This window comes from Acinetobacter sp. YH12069 (assembly GCF_013419675.1).
In the GTDB taxonomy this organism is placed as follows: domain Bacteria; phylum Pseudomonadota; class Gammaproteobacteria; order Pseudomonadales; family Moraxellaceae; genus Acinetobacter; species Acinetobacter amyesii.
On sequence record NZ_VOZS01000021.1, the window covers coordinates 21,557 to 43,876 of the forward strand.

General features: G+C 40.7%; 20 protein-coding genes. 10 read left to right on the plus strand and 10 right to left on the minus strand.

The genetic code is table 11. The annotated features are described in order from the left end of the window. Nucleotides 1-13 precede the first annotated feature (13 nt). The 7 genes from rseP to rimO all read right to left on the minus strand — a co-directional run bounded on the left by rseP (nt 14) and on the right by rimO (nt 6,908). A complete protein-coding gene (gene rseP / locus FTU16_RS13645) occupies nt 14-1,369 on the minus strand; it encodes an RIP metalloprotease RseP (RefSeq protein ID WP_180163480.1) in 1,356 nt (451 codons plus the stop codon). 3 nt (nt 1,370-1,372) lie between these two features. Then, on the minus strand, nt 1,373-2,569 hold the full coding sequence (gene ispC / locus FTU16_RS13650; RefSeq protein ID WP_180163481.1) for a 1-deoxy-D-xylulose-5-phosphate reductoisomerase: 1,197 nt from the start codon (nt 2,567-2,569) through the stop codon (nt 1,373-1,375). Beyond that, on the minus strand, nt 2,570-3,394 hold the full coding sequence (locus FTU16_RS13655) for a CDP-archaeol synthase (RefSeq protein WP_078193533.1): 825 nt from the start codon (nt 3,392-3,394) through the stop codon (nt 2,570-2,572). Then, nucleotides 3,395-4,150 carry a polyprenyl diphosphate synthase gene (gene uppS / locus FTU16_RS13660; protein ID WP_078188723.1) on the minus strand — a complete coding sequence of 252 codons (756 nt, stop codon included), beginning with the start codon at nt 4,148-4,150 and terminating at the stop codon, nt 3,395-3,397. It lies immediately after the preceding gene. Between the two features lie 6 nt (nt 4,151-4,156). Next, the gene (gene frr, locus FTU16_RS13665; RefSeq protein WP_078188724.1) at nt 4,157-4,711 is read right to left on the minus strand and encodes a ribosome recycling factor; all 555 of its coding nucleotides are present in this window, start codon (nt 4,709-4,711) and stop codon (nt 4,157-4,159) included. A 79-nt stretch (nt 4,712-4,790) separates the two neighbouring features. Further along, nucleotides 4,791-5,519 carry a UMP kinase gene (gene pyrH, locus FTU16_RS13670; RefSeq protein ID WP_078193535.1) on the minus strand — a complete coding sequence of 243 codons (729 nt, stop codon included), beginning with the start codon at nt 5,517-5,519 and terminating at the stop codon, nt 4,791-4,793. 45 nt (nt 5,520-5,564) lie between these two features. Beyond that, the gene (rimO, locus tag FTU16_RS13675; protein ID WP_111883759.1) at nt 5,565-6,908 is read right to left on the minus strand and encodes a 30S ribosomal protein S12 methylthiotransferase RimO; all 1,344 of its coding nucleotides are present in this window, start codon (nt 6,906-6,908) and stop codon (nt 5,565-5,567) included. A gap of 352 nt (nt 6,909-7,260) precedes the next feature. On the opposite strand from rimO, the gene glnL reads away from it, so the two are divergent. Then, a complete protein-coding gene (gene glnL, locus FTU16_RS13680; protein ID WP_078188727.1) occupies nt 7,261-8,367 on the plus strand; it encodes a nitrogen regulation protein NR(II) in 1,107 nt (368 codons plus the stop codon). Next, on the plus strand, nt 8,357-9,832 hold the full coding sequence (gene glnG, locus FTU16_RS13685) for a nitrogen regulation protein NR(I) (protein WP_078188728.1): 1,476 nt from the start codon (nt 8,357-8,359) through the stop codon (nt 9,830-9,832). Before glnL ends, glnG begins: the two co-directional genes overlap by 11 nt. 70 nt (nt 9,833-9,902) lie before the next feature. Here glnG and FTU16_RS13690 read toward each other — a convergent pair whose 3' ends face one another. The 3 genes from FTU16_RS13690 to mnmG all read right to left on the minus strand — a co-directional run bounded on the left by FTU16_RS13690 (nt 9,903) and on the right by mnmG (nt 13,773). Next, the gene (locus FTU16_RS13690) at nt 9,903-10,229 is read right to left on the minus strand and encodes a hypothetical protein (protein WP_078193710.1); all 327 of its coding nucleotides are present in this window, start codon (nt 10,227-10,229) and stop codon (nt 9,903-9,905) included. 114 nt (nt 10,230-10,343) lie between these two features. Continuing rightward, on the minus strand, nt 10,344-11,549 hold the full coding sequence (gene mhpT / locus FTU16_RS13695; protein ID WP_180034781.1) for a 3-(3-hydroxy-phenyl)propionate transporter MhpT: 1,206 nt from the start codon (nt 11,547-11,549) through the stop codon (nt 10,344-10,346). A 343-nt stretch (nt 11,550-11,892) separates the two neighbouring features. Then, nucleotides 11,893-13,773 carry a tRNA uridine-5-carboxymethylaminomethyl(34) synthesis enzyme MnmG gene (mnmG, locus tag FTU16_RS13700; RefSeq protein ID WP_180003879.1) on the minus strand — a complete coding sequence of 627 codons (1,881 nt, stop codon included), beginning with the start codon at nt 13,771-13,773 and terminating at the stop codon, nt 11,893-11,895. A gap of 253 nt (nt 13,774-14,026) precedes the next feature. Between mnmG and FTU16_RS13705 the strand changes: the two genes are divergently transcribed. The 8 genes from FTU16_RS13705 (at nt 14,027) to purD (ending at nt 22,045) form a co-directional block, all read left to right on the plus strand. Continuing rightward, nucleotides 14,027-14,377: a hypothetical protein gene (locus FTU16_RS13705; protein ID WP_078188731.1), complete on the plus strand. Its 351-nt coding sequence runs from the start codon at nt 14,027-14,029 to the stop codon at nt 14,375-14,377. 147 nt (nt 14,378-14,524) lie between these two features. Further along, a complete protein-coding gene (locus FTU16_RS13710) occupies nt 14,525-15,403 on the plus strand; it encodes a bile acid:sodium symporter family protein (RefSeq protein ID WP_180054440.1) in 879 nt (292 codons plus the stop codon). Between the two features lie 76 nt (nt 15,404-15,479). Further along, the gene (locus FTU16_RS13715; RefSeq protein ID WP_180163482.1) at nt 15,480-16,367 is read left to right on the plus strand and encodes a bile acid:sodium symporter family protein; all 888 of its coding nucleotides are present in this window, start codon (nt 15,480-15,482) and stop codon (nt 16,365-16,367) included. 126 nt (nt 16,368-16,493) lie between these two features. Continuing rightward, complete coding sequence (gene prmA / locus FTU16_RS13720; protein ID WP_078188734.1) at nt 16,494-17,396, plus strand: 50S ribosomal protein L11 methyltransferase; 903 nt, start codon at nt 16,494-16,496, stop codon at nt 17,394-17,396. Nucleotides 17,397-17,414: 18 nt separating this feature from the next. Beyond that, entirely contained in the window at nt 17,415-18,299 is an 885-nt protein-coding gene (locus tag FTU16_RS13725; RefSeq protein WP_180163483.1) for a DUF3426 domain-containing protein, read from the plus strand. Nucleotides 18,300-18,691: 392 nt separating this feature from the next. Continuing rightward, nucleotides 18,692-18,961, plus strand: a complete 270-nt coding sequence (gene fis, locus FTU16_RS13730; protein WP_001086304.1) for a DNA-binding transcriptional regulator Fis — start codon at nt 18,692-18,694, stop codon at nt 18,959-18,961. Between the two features lie 95 nt (nt 18,962-19,056). Next, nucleotides 19,057-20,631 (plus strand): bifunctional phosphoribosylaminoimidazolecarboxamide formyltransferase/IMP cyclohydrolase, encoded by a 1,575-nt coding sequence (gene purH / locus FTU16_RS13735; RefSeq protein ID WP_180134948.1) that lies wholly within the window; start codon nt 19,057-19,059, stop codon nt 20,629-20,631. Nucleotides 20,632-20,761: 130 nt separating this feature from the next. Beyond that, a complete protein-coding gene (purD, locus tag FTU16_RS13740) occupies nt 20,762-22,045 on the plus strand; it encodes a phosphoribosylamine--glycine ligase (RefSeq protein ID WP_180163484.1) in 1,284 nt (427 codons plus the stop codon). Nucleotides 22,046-22,320: the final 275 nt, after the last annotated feature.

Consider the following 22,320-nt stretch of genomic DNA (forward strand, 5'->3'; position numbering starts at 1 on the left):
TCGTATAACGTTATTATAAACGCATAATGTCATTGAATAGAGCCAGTAGCATCATGCTACCCAGCAATACCATACCAATTTTTAATCCAACCAATTGTATTTGTTCAGAAACAGGTTTACCACGAATTAATTCAATAAAATAGTAAATTAAATGACCGCCATCGAGCATAGGAATTGGTAGTAAATTTAAAATACCCAAACTTACACTCATCAGTGCCATAAATGAAATGAAGGTTTGCCACCCCATTTCAGCACTTTGTCCAGCCACTTTCGCAATGGTAATCGGACCAGATAAATTATCTAAACCCACCAAACCACGCACCATTTTTACAATAGAATTCAAGATCATACTAGAGATCTGACCTGTTTTTTCTACTGCTTTGCCCAGCGCTTCTACAGGCGTGTATTGAATGGTTTGTTTGTATTCGGCTGGAATATTGACTTTACCCGGCTCGCTTTGTACACCTAAAAGCCCTGTGACTTTACCCATTTGGTCACGCTTACCTTGCGGCATCACGCTTAAATGCACAATTTTATTTTGTCGTAAAACATCAATTTTAAGTAACTTTTCTGGAGAAGCTTGTACAACTTGTACAACATCAAACCAGTCTTTCATTTTTACGCCATCGATCGAAACAATTCGATCACCCACTTGCATCCCTTGGCGAATTGCTGCGCCATCTTCACTGAGTTTTGAAACCACTGCAGGAATTTCAGGACGATACGGTGTAAAACCTAGAACATCGAGTGGTGACTGAGTTTGATCACGTAAGAAACTTTGAATAGGTAAACTGAAGTTTTGAATTTGCCCTGCTCGTTCAGCTTGAATTTGAATATTGCCAGTTTCACCTACACGATCAACCAAGGCATAATTCAAGCGCTCCCAAGTGGATACTTGAGTGCCATCTACGGCAGTAATTTTATCACCAGACTGCATTTGCGCAGCTGCTGCAGGCGTATTCGGTAAAATTTTACCTACGCGCGTATTCAGCTGTTCCTGAGCTGGTAAAAATAAAATCCAAAACAACACTACTGCAAAAGCCAAGTTAATGAGTGGCCCTGCCGCAACAATTGCAATACGCTTCCAAGGGTGTTGTCGGTTAAATGCTTTTGGTAAGTCTTCTGCTGCGACATCACCTTCTCGTTCATCCAACATTTTGACATAACCACCCAGTGGTAATGCAGACAGTTGATATTGAATACCCGACTTCTTTGACGTCCACTTAAGTAGTGTTGGGCCAAAACCAATCGAATACACCAAAACCTTTACGCCCAGTTTACGTGCAACGAAATAATGCCCAAATTCATGAATCGCTATCAGCGGTCCAAGTAGCAATATTGCTGCAATAATCATAAACAAGGCATTCATGTCTTAACTTCCTGAATTCAATACTGCTTTTTCAGCAACCATACGTGCCGATTTATCTGCATGCAAAATAACATCAATATTATTTGCAGCTGAGTTTTCAACTTGCCCCAACACATGTTCAACAATTTGAGGGATTTGAGTAAAGCCAATTTTCTCATGCAAAAATGCTGCCACGGCGATTTCATTGGCTGCATTTAAAATCGTAGGAGCTAAGCCTCCAGCCTTCATGGCTTGACGTGCTAATTTTAGTGCTGGGAATCGCTGTATATCAGGCTGTTCAAAGTTTAACTGTGAATGAACAAATAAATCTAATGGAGGCACATGTGTTTGAATACGCTTTGGCCACGCTAATGCATGAGCGATAGGCGTACACATATCAGGATTTCCCATTTGTGCCAAAGTCGAACCATCTACATATTGAACCATTGAATGAATGATACTCTGTGGATGGACAACAACTGTTACAAATTGTTCTTCAACTGCAAAAAGATGACAGGCTTCGATCAATTCCAAGCCTTTATTCATCAGCGTTGCAGAATCAACAGAAATTTTTTGCCCCATCGACCAATTTGGATGCTTACAGGCTTGTGCAGGCGTCACACTTTGCAATTGTTCTAAACTATGATGCAAAAATGGACCACCAGACGCGGTGAGTAAGATTTGTTTGACACCTAGCTTTGGCTGACCATTACGCTCACCTTGTAGATAAGTTTCAGGCAAGCATTGGAAAATTGCATTGTGTTCAGAATCGACCGGCAGCAACAAAGCATTATTTTCACGTGCGGTCTGAATCATGATGTCACCCGACATCACCAGCGCTTCTTTATTTGCAAGCAACACGCGTTTACCTGCTTTCGCAGCAGCCAATGTAGGTAGCAATCCTGCTGCCCCCACAATAGCTGCCATGACCACATCAACCTGTGGATGTTCTGCTACTGCAATCAATCCTGCTTCATCATGCAAGATTTCAATATCAGTTAATTTTTCAGCTACGAGTAATTGGCGCAGTTCATCCACTTTATTGAATGGAACAACTGCGATTTTCGGTCGATATTGTTTGCATATTTCGACAAGTTCTACAATTCGGCTATGTGCAGTGACTGCAAAAACTGAATACTCTTCGGGGTGCTGTTGCAGAATCTTTAAAGTACTTTGACCAATGGATCCTGTTACACCCAATATACAAACAGATTGTGACATCTATAAATCTACGCCAATTAATTTTAAAACATACATACCTGCTGCAAAGATAGGTGCTGCGGCAAGCAACGAGTCGATACGGTCCAGCACACCGCCATGTCCCGGAAGAATACGACCAGAATCTTTGATCCCTGCACGACGCTTGATCATCGATTCAAATAAATCACCAAGTACTGAACTAAATACCGTTATTACTGAAAGTATTAAAAATAAGATATGTTCAGCGATGCTTAAATCTAGATAAATAATTTCAACAACAATAACAATTAGCATTGCAGTGAATAGACCGCCGTATAAACCTTCGATCGATTTATTCGGGCTCACATCTGGTGCAAGTTTTTTCTTACCAAATTTACGTCCCACGAAGTATGCACCACTGTCTGCACCCCATACCAATAGGAACAGATACATGAGCCACCACGGTGAGTTCATCCACACAGAAAAAATAGCAGTTACCGCAGCAGGAACTAAGACTAAACCAATACCACTCAAACTTGGGTTATACCAGTTGTCGTAATCAGGATAAGACTTCACCCAATAGACACTTAAGATCCAAGTAAAGATTGAAGCCGCCCAAAGCAGCAATGCAACATCAGTAAAATGCAATGCTAGTGCTGAAAGAATAGCAGTGACTAGACCATAGCCCCAAGCGAAAGGTTTAATCACATTTTGTGTATTACGCGGCATGAGTTTAAACCACTCATAACCCGCGACAGCTGATGCAATAATCATCAGCACAAGCATTGGGTATTTAGACTCGGTTGCAAACATGCAACTCAATACAACTGAAACCAGTACCAATGCGGTTATTATCCGCTCTAACATTTATTTATTCTCAAACTGCTCTTGTTGAATCTGCTCTGAGGTCTTACCAAAACGACGTTCACGACCACCAAATACTGCTAGTGCGTCATCAAATTCTTCAATGGTAAATTCAGGCCATAATGTCTGGGTAAAATAAAGTTCTGCATAAGCAGCTTGCCAAAGCAAGAAGTTCGAAAGACGGAAATCACCACCTGTACGAATTAACAAATCTACCGGAGGTAGATCACTTAAACTGACATATTGACCAAAGACTTCAGCATCCACTGCTTCAAGATCTATTTTGTTAGTTAAAACATCTGCTGCGATTTGTTTTGCAGCCTGTGCCATATCCCACATACCACCGTAACTAATTGCAATAGTTAAAGTCATGCTGTCGAAATTAGCAGTCCTTTGTTCGGCTTGCAACATTAAGTCACGTAAGTTAGGAGATAAACGAGAACGATCACCAATAAAACGTAGGGAAATGTTAAATTTTTCCATGCGTGGCAACTGCTCATGAATGGTTTCTTCGAGAAGAGCCATTAACAAATCAACCTCAAACTGAGGACGATTCCAATTTTCACTCGAAAAAGCAAAAACCGTCAGTGCTTGGATATTTCTTTTACGACAATGTTCAACGATGGGATCTAGGATGTCCTTTCCAGAACGATGCCCTTCACCTTTTTGCATTTGATTCTTTTTGGCAAAACGATTGTTGCCATCCATAATGATGGCAACATGTTTTGGAAGACGGGAAGTTTCTTCAGATGAGGTCATTAAAACTTAGACCTTCATCAATTCAGCTTCTTTTGCAGCCAGACGTTTTTCAACTTCAGCAACGAATTTGTCTGTGATTTTTTGAATGTCATCACCCGCACGACGCTCATCATCTTCAGAAATTTCTTTTTCTTTCAACAATGCTTTGATATCACCCAAAACATCACGGCGGATGTTACGGATCGCAACTTTTGCATTTTCAGCTTCGTTACGTGCAACTTTCTGCATGTCTTTACGTGTTTCTTCTGTTAATGCAGCCATAGGAACACGGATGGCATCAGCAGTAATCGGGTTTAAGCCTAAGTCAGATTCACGGATTGCTTTATCAATTGCAGCAACCATTGAACGTTCAAAAGGCTGAACAAGTAAAGTACGAGAGTCTTCTACACCCACGTTCGCTACTTGGTTTAATGGCACATCAGAGCCATAGTAAGGAACCATAACACCATTTAAAATTGATGGGTGCGCGCGCCCTGTACGAACTTTAGCAAAACCATGCTCTAGAGAATCTAGAGATTTGTTCATACGGTCTTCTGCGTCTTTTTTAAGATCGTTAATCATGTGATCTTCCTTACTTAATTCGAAAAGATGTAAATTCTAAAATAGCTTGTAGTATAAAGAGCTTTAAGGCCCACGTACATTAGTTAGTAACGTGAGTACCCTCTTTTTCACCCATTACCACTGAAAGTAATGAACCTGATTTGTTCATATCAAATACTTGAAGTGGAACGTTGTGGTCACGGCATAAGCAGATCGCAGTTAAATCCATCACACCCAGTTTTTCATCTAAAACTTGGTCAAATGTTAATGCATCGTATTTCACTGCATCTTCATATTTACTTGGATCTTTGTTGTATACGCCATCAACCTTCGTCGCTTTAAGGATAAGATTGGCTTCAATCTCGATACCGCGTAAGCATGCCGCTGTATCTGTCGTAAAGAATGGGTTACCCGTACCTGCGACAAATACACACACTTCGCCACGAGTTAAATGACGAATAGCATCACGGCTAGAGTATGATTCAACTACTGCACCAATGGGTAAAGCTGACATTAGACGAGTTTTGATATTACGTCGTACCAAAGCATCACGAAGTGCCAAACCGTTCATCACAGTGGCCAACATACCCATTTGGTCACCTGTTACACGGCCAACCAAACCATCTTTTTGTAATTGGCTCCCACGGTAAAGGTTACCACCGCCGACAACGATACCCACTTGAACACCTAAACCAACAAGGTGCGCAATTGCGAGTGACATTTGATCGAGCACTTGTGCATCGATACCCATCTCTTTATTGCCCGCTAAAGCTTCACCTGAAAGCTTAAGCAGGATGCGACCAAAACGTGGTTTTTTAGAATCAAGCATCATCAACTCCGAATTATTTAATTTCAATTATTTTTAATGAATCGTTTAAGCAGACTTAACCGAGATCAGTTTTGCAAATAAGTCATATTCATCTGCATCTGTAATTTCTACTTCAAGTAAATCACCTGCTTTAATCACTGACTTATCGATATCCTCAACAAAAACATTACCATCAATTTCAGGTGCATCTGCATAAGAACGCGCAACAGCAACTGGGAACTCTTCTTCAAGATCATCCACAAGTACTGTCATTTTCTGACCAATACGGCTTTGCAATTTTGCAGCAGAGATTTCTTGCTGAACTTGCATGAAACGCTCATAACGCTCTTGCTTGATTTCTTCAGGCACATGATCTGGCAAATCATTTGCAGTCGCGCCTTCAACTGGTGAGTAAGTAAAACAACCCACACGATCAAGCTGCGCTTCTTTTAACCAATCAAGCAACATTTGGAAGTCTTCTTCAGTTTCACCCGGGAAGCCCACAACAAATGTAGAACGAATCACAAGATCAGGACATTTCTCACGCCAAACTTTTAAACGCTCCAGTGTATTTTCACTGTGCGCAGGGCGTTTCATGAGTTTTAAAATCTTAGGACTTGCATGCTGGAATGGAATATCCAAATACGGCAGGATTTTGCCTTGTGCCATTAAGTCAATCACAGCATCCACATGTGGATATGGATATACATAGTGCAGACGCACCCAGATACCCAATTGACCCAATGCTTCACACATGTCATAGAATTTGGTTTTAACGGGCTGACCGTTCCAGAAGTCCAATTTGTATTTGGTGTCTACGCCATAAGCCGATGTATCTTGAGAAATCACAAGGACTTCTTTTACGCCTGCTTTTTTCAGCGCTTGAGCTTCAGTCAATACTGAACCTACTGGACGAGAAACCAAATCACCACGCATGCTTGGGATGATACAGAATGTGCAACGATGGTTACAACCTTCTGAAATCTTCAAATAAGCATAATGTTTTGGTGTTAATCGAATACCTTGTTCCGGTACTAGATCAATAAACGGATTGTGTTTCGGTGGCTCAGGCACGTATTCGTGCACAGCTTCCATCACTTCTTGATATGCCGCAGCACCTGTCACTTTTAAGACATTTGGGTGCATTTGGCGAATTTTGTCTTCGTCTTTACCTAAACAACCAGTCACAATTACGCGACCGTTTGAACTCATCGCTTCGCCAATGGCATCTAGCGACTCTTGTACTGCAGATTCAATAAAACCACAGGTATTTACAACTACTAAATCGGCACCATCATAATCTGATGCTACATCATAACCTTCAGTCTTTAACTGAGTTAAAATTCGTTCGGAATCTACCAATGCCTTAGGACAACCTAAAGAAACAAAACCGACTTTGGGGGATTTCATGAATCTGCGCTCCACTATAATCCGCGTATTGTATGTCTTTTCAAAACATAAAAACAGGTGAAAAGGCCACTCTTTATATCACGCACCAAAATAATGCTATAAATTCATCCATATAATTTCATTTGCACCATTTTAATGCATTTTTGATTTACAGCCTGTTTTTAATCGGCTATACACTTTATTTAAAGTCTTAAATAAGCGCATTTATTCAAATAAGCATCAAAACTTAGCGTATTTCTCAAATAGTTGGCTTATATCTTGCATAACTTGCATCAATTCGAACCTTATTAGATTGAACGATTTGCTTTATGAAGATGCCATTGCGCCATTTTAAGACAGGAACCTCTCGCTAATGGATCAGACTATGACGATTGATTACAGGCTTTTAGTGGATAATTTAACCACTGCCATTTTATTGGTCGATAGCAACCTGAATATTTTTTATTTAAATTCATCTTGTGAAGCGCTTTTTGACATCAGCTTACTTCGTGCATCAGGTCAGCCTGTATTAAATTTACTCCATATGCCCGATGATGAGTTCAATACGCATGATGCATTAATGAATACACTAACTTCCGGTCAGCACTATACGCGCCGAGAAGCAACGATTAATGTCAACTTTAAAGACATTCATGTTGATTACACCGTGTCACAGCTCAACTCTGGCAAACCCTACCACCCGTTGCTATTGATTGAACTCAATCAAATCGACCGGATGTTGAAAATCTCTAAAGAAGAAAACCTGATTCAACAACATCAAGTTGCACGACAACTGATTCGTGGTGTTGCTCATGAAATTAAAAATCCACTTGGTGGTATCCGTGGGGCGACACAACTTTTAGCGCGTAGTTTAAATGATCCGAAGTACAGCGAATTCACCGACATTATTATTAGTGAAGTGGACCGATTACGTAATCTTGCTGACACTATGCTTGGTTCAAGACAATTACCAAGTTACGAACCAGTCAATGTCCATGAACCCCTTGAACGTGTTCGTTCACTGATCGTCAACCAAACTAAAAAGAAAATTAAAATCACCCGTGATTATGACCTTTCTTTACCGGATGTTCTGGCAGATCGTGATCAATTGATTCAGGTCATGCTGAATATCAGTGTTAATGCTGTTCAGGCGATGACTGAAAATAAAGAGTTCTTTGTTGAGCATCAACCAGAACTGACCTTGCGCACACGAATTCAACGCTTAGTCACCATCAACGGTGTATTAAAACGTTCTGCGGTACGCATTGACATCGAGGACAATGGACCGGGTGTCCCACAAGAAATATTAGAATCCGTATTTTACCCTTTAGTGACAGGACGAGCGAAAGGCACAGGTCTCGGCCTTAGCATTGCACAAAATATTATGCATCAACATAACGGAATGATTGAATGCCAATCAGTTCCTGGAAAAACAGTATTTAGCCTATATTTACCTTGGGAGTCAGATCATGTCGCGTAATAAGATTTGGGTCATCGATGATGATCGCGCCATGCGTTGGGTGCTGGAAAAAACATTCAAAGAAGAAGGTTTTGATGTTACCAGTTTTGAAGAAGCACAATCCGCTTTAGATCAGTTAAGTGTCGATGCGCCAGATGTTATTTTGACGGACATTCGTATGCCAGGTATTGATGGACTGACCTTTTTAGGTAAAGTCAAAGGCAACTACCCAGACTTACCTGTGATCATCATGACCGCTCATTCAGATTTAGAATCTGCTGTGTCGAGCTATCAAACGGGTGCATTTGAATATCTACCAAAACCTTTTGATATTGATGAAGCCTTAGCGCTTGTAAACCGTGCAATTTTGCATATTGCCAAATTACAACAACAAGAATCTGCTAAAACTGTTCAACCGATTCAATCTACTGAGATTATTGGTGAATCACCTGCTATGCAGGAAGTCTTCCGTGCCATTGGTCGTCTTTCTCAATCACACATTACCGTATTAATTAATGGTGAATCAGGCACGGGTAAAGAATTAGTTGCGCATGCATTGCATAAGCATTCACCACGTGGCAACAAGCCTTTTATTGCCCTCAACATGGCGGCAATTCCAAAAGATTTGATCGAAACTGAATTATTTGGTCATGAAAAAGGCGCGTTCACCGGTGCCAACACACAGCGTCAAGGGCGTTTCGAACAAGCCAATGGCGGGACTCTTTTCCTTGATGAAATTGGCGACATGCCATTTGAAACTCAAACACGTTTACTGCGTGTTTTAGCGGATGGCGAATTCTACCGCGTTGGTGGTCACATCCCAGTCAAGGTGGATGTCCGTATCGTTGCGGCAACACACCAAGACTTAGAAAAGTTAGTACATGAAGGTCGCTTCCGTGAAGACTTGTACCACCGTCTAAACGTCATTCGTATTCATATTCCAAAACTTGCACATCGTAGTGAAGATATTCCGATGCTTGCACAGCACTTCCTAGCAAGTGCAGGCAAAGAACTTGGGGTAAGCCCGAAAATTCTGCGTCCTGAAACGCAAGAATACATGCAAAAACTGCCGTGGCAAGGTAATGTGCGTCAGCTCGAAAATACCTGTCGCTGGCTAACAGTCATGATCACAGGCCGTGAAGTTTATCCAGAAGATTTACCGTCTGAATTAAAACAGATTCCAATTCAAGGCACAGATGGCAATCCTGCTACTCAAGGGATTGATCGTATTGGTGTGCATCACTGGGATGAGTTACTTGGTCAATGGGCCGTACAAAAACTTAAAAATGGTGAGATGAAAATTCTCGACATTGCCACACCAATGTTTGAACGCACCCTCATCAATGCAGCACTACAGCAAACACGTGGGCGTAAGCGCCATGCAGCAGAACTTTTAGGTTGGGGTCGTAATACCTTAACCCGTAAACTTAAAGAACTCGGTATGGACAGTGCCGAAGATGATGTCGAAGAAGAATTAGAAAGTTAATTTTCTGATTTACATTAAAAAAGCCAGTCACTTGACTGGCTTTTTTATTTTGAGATTTTTTAACAATATTTTATGCCGTAAAGCCGACATAACGTGAATAACCTTCCACCCCTAAATCAGACTTATAAATCAGAAACTCAGGGAAGCTCGAGGCGGTAATTTCAGTAAACATATGATACTGATCATCATTAGCATGCAAGTCATCGACTGTATGCTGCATAGTTTGCTCAAATTCATCGGTAATAAACTCAAAACCAATATCCATTGCAATAAACAGCACATGCTCACATGGCTGTACATACTGCTCTTCTGACCAATCAATCACTTGCTGCTGGCAATGTGGACACTGAATGTTATCTGACGGAGAAATATCAAGTTCGATCAATTGATAAGACATAAAAGTAAATTTATTCATAAATATTAGATTTATTCTAACAAAACTTAGTTTCAGCTAAAGATATTTATTCAATAAAAAAGGAGCCGTAGCTCCTTTAAATTTGACTGATTTCGATTATTTCTTAAGGGATGACTTATAGGCAGATAATGCAGCCACCGCGATAGCCGACAAAGCAATACCCGGCGCACTTGCAATTAAAATACCTGTCGTTCCTAGACCTAACGCCAAAATCTTGCCTGTAAGTAATGGACCTGTCATTGCACCCAAACGTCCCCATGAAATTGCACTTCCCACACCTGTCACTTTCCCAGCTGGTGTATAGAAAATTGGAGAGATCCCATACAAAATCGATTGACCACCTGTAGAGAAAATCCCGCCCATGATGCCTGCTGCGATAAGTACAGGAATGGAATTTGTTGTGAACAGTACAAACAATGCTACAAACAAACCTGAATAGATAATCACTGCCATTTGCCATAATTTTAGGCGATCCAGCAAGTAGCCTAAACCCAGCGTACCAATCACTGCGCCCACTTGGAACATCAACATGATCATAAAAGCTTGTTGCTTTTCCAACCCTTGTTCCATAAGCAAGTTAGGCAACCAACTGATCAGAATATAGTTCACCATTAAGGTAAAGAAGAAACTCAGCCAAAGCGGCAATGTATACTTATAACGCTGTTCAGCAAAAAGGATTTGCCCCATCGGTGGAACCGTTTCCTTGGTTTCTGCCTCAACTTTTTCTGTACGCTTATCTTTTAAGATAATCGCCATGAATGGAATCAAGATTAAAGGCGTTAAACCACCAATTAAAAATAGTGTATGCCATGAGATATCTTTAAAGACAATACCCAAGCCAGCAACAAAGATTGCACCTACGGGTAAGCCACAGTACATCAAACTATTTAAGCGCCCACGGTTAGCATCCGTCGCTTCATCACCCACCACCGAGATCATCGTTGGCATCGCAGCACCCAAACCTAAACCTGTAAAGAATCGTGCGATATATAAAATTTCAATACTTGGTGCAACTGCCGTGATAGACATAAATACACCGAAGATAAAAATCGATAACATCAGGACTTTCTTCTGTCCCAAATAGTCAGCGACACGCCCCCCAAAGAACGCGCCAAATAACATACCAAACACACCTAAGCTAAACACATAGCCCATTTGCACTTGATCTAAGGAAAATGTCGCTGCGATTCCTTTTGCTGCGATACCGGGCGCTTGCAGGTCAAAACCTTCAAAAAATGCTACCCAGAAACACAAAAATACCGTTAGAAATTTTTGCATTTTTCCCGATTGTTGATTTGCCATAATCGAACTCCATTCATGTAGCGTAAACCCACTTGTACGCCATGCCCTGAAGTTTCGGCTTTATTGGGTAGAATAAATACCACTACAAAGGTCGGAATTCACACGACCAAAAGCCCACCATTAAAACCTAAAACTTTGTATATCAATATTTTTTAGATCTTATTTTTTGTATTTATAATTCATTATCAATCACTTAGGTTTATGAAAGGTTTTAATAATCAAACCATAGCTAAAACTAATGATGATCAAAATATTCATTTAATCCGATCAAATACCAACAGCCAATAATTTATTGGCAATAAAAAACCCGCTCAGTTGCGGGTTTTTTATTTAACTCAAAATCTTATGCAGATTTTTTCGCTTGGTTATTCTTACGAATCGTAATCATCACCAATTGAACAGCCGCAGGTGTTACACCTGGAATACGACTTGCTTGTGCCAATGTTTCAGGCAATACATTTTTCAGCTTCATGGTGATTTCACGTGAAAGACCAGAAACGACATCATAATCAAAATCAGCAGGAATACGTGTATCTTCCAAACGCTTCATTTGCGCAACGTCTTCTTGCTGACGGTTAATATAACCCGCATATTTCACTGCAATTTCAATTTGCTCTCCAACAAATGCTGAAACTTCAGAACCCGTCAATTCAGCAATTTGCGCAAAGTTGATATTTGGACGTTTGAGCAAATCAATTGCATTGGTTTCTTTTGACAGGTCATCGCCAGTCATTTCAACGAATTTTTTGCCTAGTGGATTGTTTGGCGCTGCCCAAAGGTGTTGTAAACGACCTTTCTCCGTTTCTACAGCTTCCATTTTTTGGCAGAACGAATCCCAACGCGCATCATCGACCAGACCCATTTCACGGCCAATTGCTGTTAAACGCTGATCCGCATTGTCTTCACGCAACATCAAACGGTATTCCGCACGCGAAGTGAACATACGGTACGGTTCTTTAGTACCCAAAGTAATCAAGTCATCAACCAATACACCCATGTACGCTTCATCACGTTTTGGTGTCCATTGCTCTTGATCCCATGCACGACGTGCTGCGTTCAAGCCTGCAAGCAAACCTTGCGCACCTGCTTCTTCATAACCTGTTGTACCGTTAATTTGACCCGCAAAATACAGGTTATTAATCGATTTGGTTTCTAAAGAGAATTTCAATGATTGTGGGTTGAAATAATCGTACTCAATTGCATAACCCGGACGCAATATGTGCGCATTTTCCATACCACGAATCGAACGAACCAATTCAAACTGAACGTCGAATGGTAAAGAAGTCGAAATACCGTTTGGATAAAGCTCATGTGTGTCCAGACCTTCAGGTTCCAAGAACACTTGATGCGAATCTTTATCGGCAAATTTATGAATTTTATCTTCAATCGATGGGCAGTAACGTGGACCCACACCTTCAATCACACCGGTATACATTGGTGAACGGTCTAAGCCGCCACGAATGATATCGTGAGTTTTTTCATTGGTATGTGTGATATAGCAATTGATTTGCTCAGGATGCATCGACGCATCACCCATGAACGACATAGTTGGAGATGGGAAATCACCTGGCTGTGGCGTCATCACAGAGAAATCAACTGATCGTGCATCGATACGTGGTGGTGTACCAGTTTTTAAACGACCTACAGGTAAGTTCAATTCACGAAGGCGCGCAGCCAATGAAATTGAAGGAGGATCGCCCGCACGACCGCCTGAAGCATTATTTAGACCTACGTGGATCACACCACCTAGGAATGTACCTGTAGTTAATACAACAGTTTTCGCATCAAAGCGAATACCCATCTGAGTAACCACACCTTTTACAGTATCGCCCTCAACGATTAAGTCGTCAGCTGCTTGTTGGAAAATATCCAAGTTCGCTTGATTTTCTAAGGTTTCACGAATCGCAGCTTTATAACGAATACGGTCAGCCTGTGCGCGAGTCGCACGAACAGCCGCACCTTTACGTGAGTTTAAAATACGGAATTGAATACCACCTTTGTCAGCAGCCAATGCCATTGCACCGCCAAGCGCATCAATTTCGCGTACTAAATGTGATTTACCAATACCACCAATGGCTGGGTTACAGCTCATCTGCCCTAAAGTCTCAATATTATGAGTTAAGAGTAAAGTCTGTCGACCCATACGTGCCGCAGCAAGAGCTGCCTCAGTACCCGCGTGACCGCCGCCGATAACAATGACATCGTAAACTTTAGGATAATGCATAGTGGTAAAGGAGATTAAAAAAGGATGACGGAAGATTATAGCAAAAATTCACCGATAAGTTGACTGATTAACTCGATTTTATTGTTATTGGCTACTGTTTTATGCCTATATATTTCTTTAAGAACATACATACTTTGCATATTCCACATAAAAATATACATTTCTCAAGCAAATGTTACTCGAAGATTGTTGTTTTATTCTGATGATTTTTTATTCTGTTATAGATCCCATGAGAATCATAAGGACTATAAGCATGAATAAGAATATTTTGCTATCCACGGTTTTATGCGGTTTATGTTTATCACCACTTGCTGCCTCAGCCAATGATAAAGTTGAGAAAGTGTATGATGCACAGCGATATCAACAAGTCTGTAAAGGTAAAAGCCAAGGCGCTCAAGTATCATTTGCCTATCGCGGTATTATCTGGAATGGTACCTGCGAACCACAATTTTTTAGCTCTTCCAAAAATGCAAATCTTCATGGCGAAGAAGCCGAATTATTAAGCACATGTAGTGCAGATGCAAAAGCAACTACTGCAACGATTAATGGACAAGAAATTAAAGGAAAATGTGCTTTAGGGTTCACTCCTCCTCGTCCTAAATAAACAGTTGTCGATAAAAATATCGACCAATTAACAGATCAAAAATAAAGCGGGTAAAACATCAGTTTTTACTCGCTTTTATTTATTGCTTATTTATTAAACTGAGATAAACTCAAAAACACTATAAGGATAAAAATATCAGGAAATTCCATGGATTCGGGATTATTTGCATTTTTTCTACCCATCGCTTTAGCCATTATGATGATGGGTTTGGGGCTTGAACTTTCAGTCAAAGACTTTTTACGCGTTGGACGCTATCCAAAAGTTATTTTCATCGCTTTATTTACTCAGCTTATTCTACTGACCAGTATTGCTTTTTTCCTGTGTAAGTTGCTTGAGTTACCCCCTTTACTCGCGGTCGGGCTCATGTTGCTTGCGGCTTCACCCGGCGGCCCCACTGCTAACCTTTTTAGCTACCTATATAAAGGTGACGTTGCATTAAACATTAGCTTAACGGCCATTAACTCAGTTGTATCGTGCTTTACATTGCCTTTTATCGTCAATCTATCCATTTTGCATTTTGTTGGTGAAAGTACCAGTATTGGTATGCCTATCGATAAGATCACCCATGTATTTCTGATTATTTTGATACCGGTATGTTTCGGTATGTTTATTCGAAACTCCTTTCCAACCATTGCATATCACATCAACAAGCCGATGCGAATGTTGTCTATTTTCTTATTAATTCTTATCTTTACACTCGCAGTTTTGCGTGAACAATCCAACATAATGACGTATTTTGCCAGCGTCGGCATTGCGACCTGTTTACTCTGTTTCAGTGGCTTATTTTTGGGTTACCTAATTCCGTTCCTCGCAGGTGTACCGGAAAAGCAGGCACGTGCGTGTACCTTTGAGATCGGCATTCATAACACTAGTATCGCCCTAACCATCGCACTGAGTGTGCTTGAAAACACCACAGTGGCGATACCTGCCGGTGTTTATTCTATTTTTATGTATTTATTGGCGACCTTATTTGGTTTTATTTTGACGCGCCGTGGCAGTCACCTGATTCAACAAGTGAAAACCTAAACTATTTTTTTCTAACGCAATCACCATAAGGAATTTGGTGAAAAACCATTAAATATGCTCAAGGAGAATAAATACGATGGATTCTGGAATTATTACGGTTCTTTTGCCATTAGCACTGGCCTTTATTATGATCGGGCTTGGGCTAGAACTTACCCCCAAAGATTTCGCACGTGTCACCAAGCACCCTAAAGCCGTGTTGATTGCATTATTTTGCCAGCTCGTGTTGCTTGTCGGTATCGCCTTTCTACTATGTAAACTGTTAGCATTACCACCACTGCTTGCTGTCGGCTTGATGCTACTCGCAGCCTCACCCGGTGGTAGCACAGCTAACTTATTTAGCTATCTATTTAAAGGTGACTTGGCTTTAAATATTACCCTGACCGCCATCAACTCTGTCATTGCAGCATTAACCCTTCCATTGATCGTTAATTTTTCGATCATGCACTTCATGCAAGAAGGTCAACAAATCAGTCTGCAGTTTGGAAAAATCCTCCAAGTTTTCGGCATCATTATCATCCCTGTCGGTATAGGCATGCTGCTTCGTCACTATGCACCTAAACTGACTGAGAAACTGCATAAACCACTCCGTATCTTTGCTGTGGTCTTTCTCATCTTAATTATTATCGGTGCTATTTACTCTGAACGACAAAATATTGCGGCTTATCTAACTCAAGTTGGCTTAGCAACGGTTCTATTCTGCATCTTTAGCTTATGTATCGGTTATTTTGTTCCGCGACTTTTCGGCATCAATAGTGCTCAGGCACGTGCATGTGCATTTGAAATCGGGATTCATAACAGCACATTGGCCATGACCATCGCCTTAACAGTGATGGCAAGCTCTGCAGTTGCAATGCCTGCGGCAGTATATTCAATCTTTATGTACATCTTTGCCGCTGTATTTGGTTTCGTAATTACACGTTTTGCACCGATCTCGACAACTACAACTGAAACAATTAAAAGTTAAGTCACTGAAAACTTAAAAGGATGCCACGTGCATCCTTTTATTTTTGGTCAATTTTGATAATCGCTAGCTGCAAGTTGCCGAGTTCCGTTACAATAGCTTTTTATAAAACTCATTTAGGTTATGTCCGTGAAGTGGTTACAAATTCATATTACTGTTGAAAAAGCACAAGTTGATTACACTGAAACGCTGCTCAGTTCTTTAGGTGCAGTCAGTGTCACGCTAGATGATGCAGAGAATCAGGATTTACTTGAACCACTTCCAGGTGAAACACCACTTTGGAATAAAGTGATCGTTACTGGTATCTATGCACAAGAAGATGATGAAGAAATTGATGTTGCTGCATTAGAAACATTTATTAAAGCTCAACTTCCTGAAGCACCAATGCGTAGCGAATTCATTGAAGACCAAGAATGGGAACGCACATGGATGGATGCTTATGAGCCTATTCAAATTGGTGAGAAATATTGGATTGTCCCAGAATGGATGGAAGCGCCAGAAGCAGACGCCGTAAACATCAAACTAGACCCAGGTCTGGCATTTGGTACTGGCAACCATGCATCAACATTCTTATGCCTACAATGGTTAGGTAAAGTTGATCTTAAGGATAAAATCGTAATCGACTACGGTTGTGGTTCTGGTATTTTAGGTGTTGCCGCTTTACTTTTGGGTGCAAAAAAAGTTTATGCCACTGATATTGACCCACAAGCCGTTTTAGCAACACAACAAAATGCCGAATTGAATGGTGTGCTCGAAAATTTGTATGTAGGCCTACCTGAAGAGTTCAACCAAGAGCTTGCTGGACAAAAAGCCGATGTGTTTGTTGCCAATATTCTTGCAGGCCCTCTAATGGCCTTGGCTGCAGAATTCTCAACTTTAATTAAATCTGAGGGAGAGTTCGCACTTGCAGGTGTAATTGAAGAGCAAGTTTCTGATGTTTCTAGTGTTTATTCAGAATTTTTTGATATATTAGACGTAGAAAAACGTGACGAAACATGGTGCCGAATTTCGGGTAAACGCCAACAGTATTAAAATTTAAAATGTGTACTTATGAGCGACAAATTAACTAACTGCCCTACTTGTTTTACAACATATAAAGTAACTGTTCCGCAGCTTACTGTCGCTCAGGGCATGGTTTGTTGCCCAAAGTGCTCTACATCTTTTAATGCACTGTCTCATTTGGTGGTAGATAAAGCGTTGTCTTTTTCTACCCCTGAGCCAGAAAATGCGCCGCAAAAAAACTCCAATACTATTATTAATGTCAGCGAATTTAATAATACGCTTACACCAGTGACTGTTGAAGAAACACCAACCCACCATTTATTAAAACTATTTGATCAAAAAGTCGAAAACTCTAATATCGATCTAAAAACCTATTTAAATAACTTAAATTATTTCAGCACCGAACCGATCGGCAACCTTCCTGCTGTAAATTGGGCAGAACAGGCTGAAAAGGATAAAAAACGTACACCACTCAACTATTTTATGTGGTTCTGTATTAATGCCTTCTTATTTGGTGCACTTATATTCCAGTTTTTCTGGTTCAATCCACAATATTTAAAAAACAGCCCAGTAATGGGTGCAGCATTTACTGCGGTCTGTGATGTATTCAATTGTTCACGTCTTGAGGAACACTACAGCTTAATTAGTACCAAAAAAGTCAAAATTCGTAGCATTGGAAATAATGAAACACGTTTTACTGGTGAAATGATCAATTTTCATGACCGTAGCCTTGCCTTACCCAATATGAAAATTTCACTAAAAGAAAATGGTGCTGAAATAGCAAACTATACGCTTTTACCTGAAGAGTATTTGGATAAAAGTCTGCATGGTATCCAACGGATCCCAAAAAGTAGTCCTTTTAAATTCCAATTTAGCTTACCGATTGCACGCAAAAGCTTCGATAATTATTCAATTGAGTTGATTCGCCCCTAATATTGAAAAAAACTATTAAAAAAGTAAAAAAAACATAAAAAAAATGCAGTTTTCTTGCTCACTTTTTCCTAGACAATGGTATGATACGCGCCACGAAAGCTTTGTGCTGCAAACTCCTCGCTAATTTTTCACAACAAATACAATCCCAACCGTGCGCTTTAATATTTATTGCGTATTGAGTAGATTTTTTGTTTGTTTTTTAGGCTGTAACAATTATTAATCTATTGTTACGCTTATTTTTCGAACAATTTTGCGAGTTGTGTCAAGCTACAAGTAATGTACAAGTTTTAGAACTCCGCATTAGGAACTAAAACGGAGTTCATTCAAGTTTATAGACCACTTTTAACAAATCACTTTACCCAAGTGATATTTGATTTTTCGGATTAATTCGCATGAATAGCAAATCTCCTATTTTTACTGCACAATCTGATGTCGCTCTTCGTATTCACGTAGATCGCGCAGTTCGCCATTACTTTGCACAATTGCAAGGCGAGCAACCATCTCAGGTATACGATATGGTGCTGGCGGAAATGGAGAAGCCTCTTCTATCTGTAGTTCTTGAATATACACGTGGTAATCAAACCCGTGCTGCTGAGATTCTCGGCTTAAACCGTGGTACTTTACGTAAAAAGTTGAAAGCTCACGGTTTAATGAGTGAATAAATGATAAAATGCTTGCGGCTTCCGCAGGCATTTTTTTTAACCTGCATTTTGCTAATTTTGTTTTAATCTGTTCCTTGAAAACTGTGACGAAGATCATGACTATTAAACGCGCTTTAATCTCTGTGTCTGACAAGACTGGAATTGTTGAATTTGCACAAGAACTTGCTGCTCTAGGGGTAGAAATTTTATCTACTGGCGGAACATACAAATTGTTGAAAGACAATAATGTTGCCGTAGTTGAAGTTTCAGAGCACACAGGTTTCCCAGAGATGATGGACGGCCGTGTAAAAACGCTACATCCGAAAATTCATGGTGGTATCTTAGCTCGTCGCGGTCTAGACGAAGCTGTGATGGCTGAACACAACATCGATGCAATCGATCTTGTAGTTGTTAACCTTTATCCGTTTGCTGCAACTGTTGCAAAACCAAACTGTTCACTTGCTGATGCGATTGAAAACATCGATATCGGTGGTCCGACTATGGTTCGTGCTGCTGCGAAAAACCATGCTTCTGTTGGTATCGTGGTAAATGCTGCTGACTATGCAACTGTCGTTGCTGAGCTTAAAGCTGAAGGTTCACTTTCACATGCAACTCGTTTTGACCTTGCGGTTAAAGCATTTGAACATACTGCTCAATACGACGGTATGATCGCTTCTTACTTAGGCGCTCGCGTAGGTAAGGAAGAAGGTCAAGCTGACAAATTTTCACGTACATTCAATACGCAATTAAATAAAGTCCAAGATCTTCGTTATGGTGAAAACCCGCATCAATCTGCTGCATTCTATGTAGAAGACACAGCAACTGAGGCCTCTGTTTCTACTGCGAAACAGCTTCAAGGTAAAGAACTCTCTTATAACAACATCGCAGACACTGACGCAGCACTTGAATGTGTTAAATCATTCGCTAAACCTGCTTGTGTAATCGTTAAACACGCAAACCCATGTGGCGTAGCAGTATCTTTAGACGGCATCCAAGCTGCTTATGACCTTGCATACGCAACAGATCCTGAATCTGCATTCGGTGGCATCATTGCATTTAACCGCGAATTAGACGTTGCTACTGCGCAAGCCATTGTAGACCGTCAGTTCGTTGAAGTGATCATTGCTCCTAGCGTTGCCGAAGGCGTGCTTGAAGTAACTGGCGCGAAGAAAAACGTACGTGTACTCGTATGCGGTGAGCTTCCTGCAATTACAGAACGTAAAGCGCAACTTGACTACAAACGTGTAAACGGTGGCTTACTGGTTCAAGATCAAGACTTAGGCATGATCACGAAAGATGACCTTAAAGTTGTGACTAAACGTGCGCCAACTGAAGCAGAAATTGATGACTTAATCTTTGCTTGGAAAGTTGCGAAATACGTTAAGTCTAACGCTATTGTTTATGCAAAAGGTCGTCAAACCATTGGTGTTGGCGCAGGTCAAATGAGCCGCGTTAACTCTGCTCGTATTGCTGCAATTAAAGCTGAACATGCTGGTTTAGTGGTTGAAGGTGCGGTAATGGCATCTGACGCATTCTTCCCATTCCGTGATGGCATTGATAACGCTGCAAAAGCGGGCATCAAATGCATTATCCAACCGGGTGGTTCTATGCGTGATGACGAAACAATTGCTGCAGCTGATGAAGCTGGTATTGCAATGGTCTTCACTGGCATGCGTCACTTCCGCCACTAAGCACAGTGCTTAGAGTGTAATGACAAAGTCATACATGTGGTTTAAAACAGATTTCTAATCTTGCATAAAGTCCTCTCCTATTTTTAGGCTGAGGACTTTATGTCATTTTCGATTCATGGAGTATGAACCGATGAATATTTTAGTTTTGGGTAATGGCGGTCGTGAACATGCATTAGCATGGAAAATCGCACAAGATGACAAAGTCGCAAAAGTATTTGTAGCACCGGGTAATGCGGGTTCTGCAACTGAAAATAAATGCGAAAATGTTGCACTTAACATTTTAGACAATGCTGCAATTATCGACTTTGCAAAAAACAATGCCGTTGATTTAATCGTGGTTGGCCCTGAAGCACCACTTGTAAATGGTGTAGTCGATGCTTGCCGCGAAGCTGGTGTTAAAATTTGGGGTCCGACTCAATTTGCAGCGCAGCTTGAAGGCTCTAAAGCATTTGCGAAGCACTTCTTAAAACGCCATAACATCCCAACTGCTTTCTATGATGTATTTACAGAAGTAGATGCAGCAAAAGCATTTGTTGAAAAAAATGGTGCACCAATCGTAATCAAGGCAGATGGTCTTGCTGCGGGTAAAGGCGTAATTGTTGCCATGACCAATCAAGAAGCATTTGATGCGATTGATGACATGCTTGCCGGCAACAAATTTGGCGATGCTGGCTCACGCGTAGTAATCGAAGAATTTCTTGCAGGTGAAGAAGCTTCTTTCATTTGTATGATTGATGGCGACAACATTTTGCCAATGGCAACGTCTCAAGATCACAAGCGTATCTTTGAAGGCGACCAAGGCCCGAACACGGGCGGTATGGGTGCATACTCTCCTGCTCCTGTTGTGACTGCTGACGTATTTGAAAAAACCATGAATGAAGTGATGCGTCCTACCGTTGAAGGTATGAAAAAAGACGGTCACGTTTATACAGGTTTCTTATACGCAGGCTTGATGATTGATGAACAAGGTCAACCTAAAGTGATCGAGTTCAACTGTCGTTTTGGCGACCCTGAAACTCAGCCAATTATGATGCGTTTAAAATCATCTTTAGTTGACTTAGTTGAAGCAGGTATTGCGGGTAACTTACCTGCGGAAGCTGAATGGGATGTGCGTAAGACTGTAGGTATCGTACTTGCATCTAAGGGCTACCCTGAAACTTCTAGCAATGGTGATGTGATTTCTGGTTTAGACACTGAAATGGCTGATGCGAAAGTATTCCATGCTGGTACTAAAGCACTTGAGAATGGTGACATTGTAACTGCTGGCGGCCGTGTACTGTGCGTGACTGCGCTTGGAAACACCATTGGTGAAGCTCAAGCGAAAGCCTTAGAACTTTGCCAAAAAGTAACCTTTGACGGCGTTCAATACCGTAAAGATATTGGTTACCGTGCAATTGCTCGTGAAAATGCTTAATCATTCATTTGATTAAATAAAAACCCCGCTAAGTGCGGGGTTTTTTATAAATAAATAGCTCAAATAACGGCTTTTATCATCTATATCCATGATTAAAAATACACGTTTATAGAGGTTCTTTAAGATAGTTTTTAAGTCTATTTTGTACTAGGATCTGTTGACATTTGTTGATTAAAAAAATAGCGAGATAGTAAAATTAAATCGCCAAACCCAATTTTACACTCGCTATGCCTCGAACAATGCTAAATGATCAACACTGGTCCAAGTTACTTGCT

Bases quoted from the DNA above. Each gene is read 5' to 3' on its own strand.
- rseP (WP_180163480.1), bottom strand. From the start codon at position 1,369: ATGAATGCCTTGTTTATGATTATTGCAGCAATATTGCTACTTGGACCG.
- ispC (WP_180163481.1), bottom strand. From the start codon at position 2,569: ATGTCACAATCTGTTTGTATATTGGGTGTAACAGGATCCATTGGTCAA.
- FTU16_RS13655 (WP_078193533.1), bottom strand. From the start codon at position 3,394: ATGTTAGAGCGGATAATAACCGCATTGGTACTGGTTTCAGTTGTATTG.
- uppS (WP_078188723.1), bottom strand. From the start codon at position 4,150: ATGACCTCATCTGAAGAAACTTCCCGTCTTCCAAAACATGTTGCCATC.
- frr (WP_078188724.1), bottom strand. From the start codon at position 4,711: ATGATTAACGATCTTAAAAAAGACGCAGAAGACCGTATGAACAAATCT.
- pyrH (WP_078193535.1), bottom strand. From the start codon at position 5,519: ATGCTTGATTCTAAAAAACCACGTTTTGGTCGCATCCTGCTTAAGCTT.
- rimO (WP_111883759.1), bottom strand. From the start codon at position 6,908: ATGAAATCCCCCAAAGTCGGTTTTGTTTCTTTAGGTTGTCCTAAGGCA.
- glnL (WP_078188727.1), top strand. From the start codon at position 7,261: ATGGATCAGACTATGACGATTGATTACAGGCTTTTAGTGGATAATTTA.
- glnG (WP_078188728.1), top strand. From the start codon at position 8,357: ATGTCGCGTAATAAGATTTGGGTCATCGATGATGATCGCGCCATGCGT.
- FTU16_RS13690 (WP_078193710.1), bottom strand. From the start codon at position 10,229: ATGTCTTATCAATTGATCGAACTTGATATTTCTCCGTCAGATAACATT.
- mhpT (WP_180034781.1), bottom strand. From the start codon at position 11,549: ATGGCAAATCAACAATCGGGAAAAATGCAAAAATTTCTAACGGTATTT.
- mnmG (WP_180003879.1), bottom strand. From the start codon at position 13,773: ATGCATTATCCTAAAGTTTACGATGTCATTGTTATCGGCGGCGGTCAC.
- FTU16_RS13705 (WP_078188731.1), top strand. From the start codon at position 14,027: ATGAATAAGAATATTTTGCTATCCACGGTTTTATGCGGTTTATGTTTA.
- FTU16_RS13710 (WP_180054440.1), top strand. From the start codon at position 14,525: ATGGATTCGGGATTATTTGCATTTTTTCTACCCATCGCTTTAGCCATT.
- FTU16_RS13715 (WP_180163482.1), top strand. From the start codon at position 15,480: ATGGATTCTGGAATTATTACGGTTCTTTTGCCATTAGCACTGGCCTTT.
- FTU16_RS13725 (WP_180163483.1), top strand. From the start codon at position 17,415: ATGAGCGACAAATTAACTAACTGCCCTACTTGTTTTACAACATATAAA.
- fis (WP_001086304.1), top strand. From the start codon at position 18,692: ATGAATAGCAAATCTCCTATTTTTACTGCACAATCTGATGTCGCTCTT.
- purH (WP_180134948.1), top strand. From the start codon at position 19,057: ATGACTATTAAACGCGCTTTAATCTCTGTGTCTGACAAGACTGGAATT.
- purD (WP_180163484.1), top strand. From the start codon at position 20,762: ATGAATATTTTAGTTTTGGGTAATGGCGGTCGTGAACATGCATTAGCA.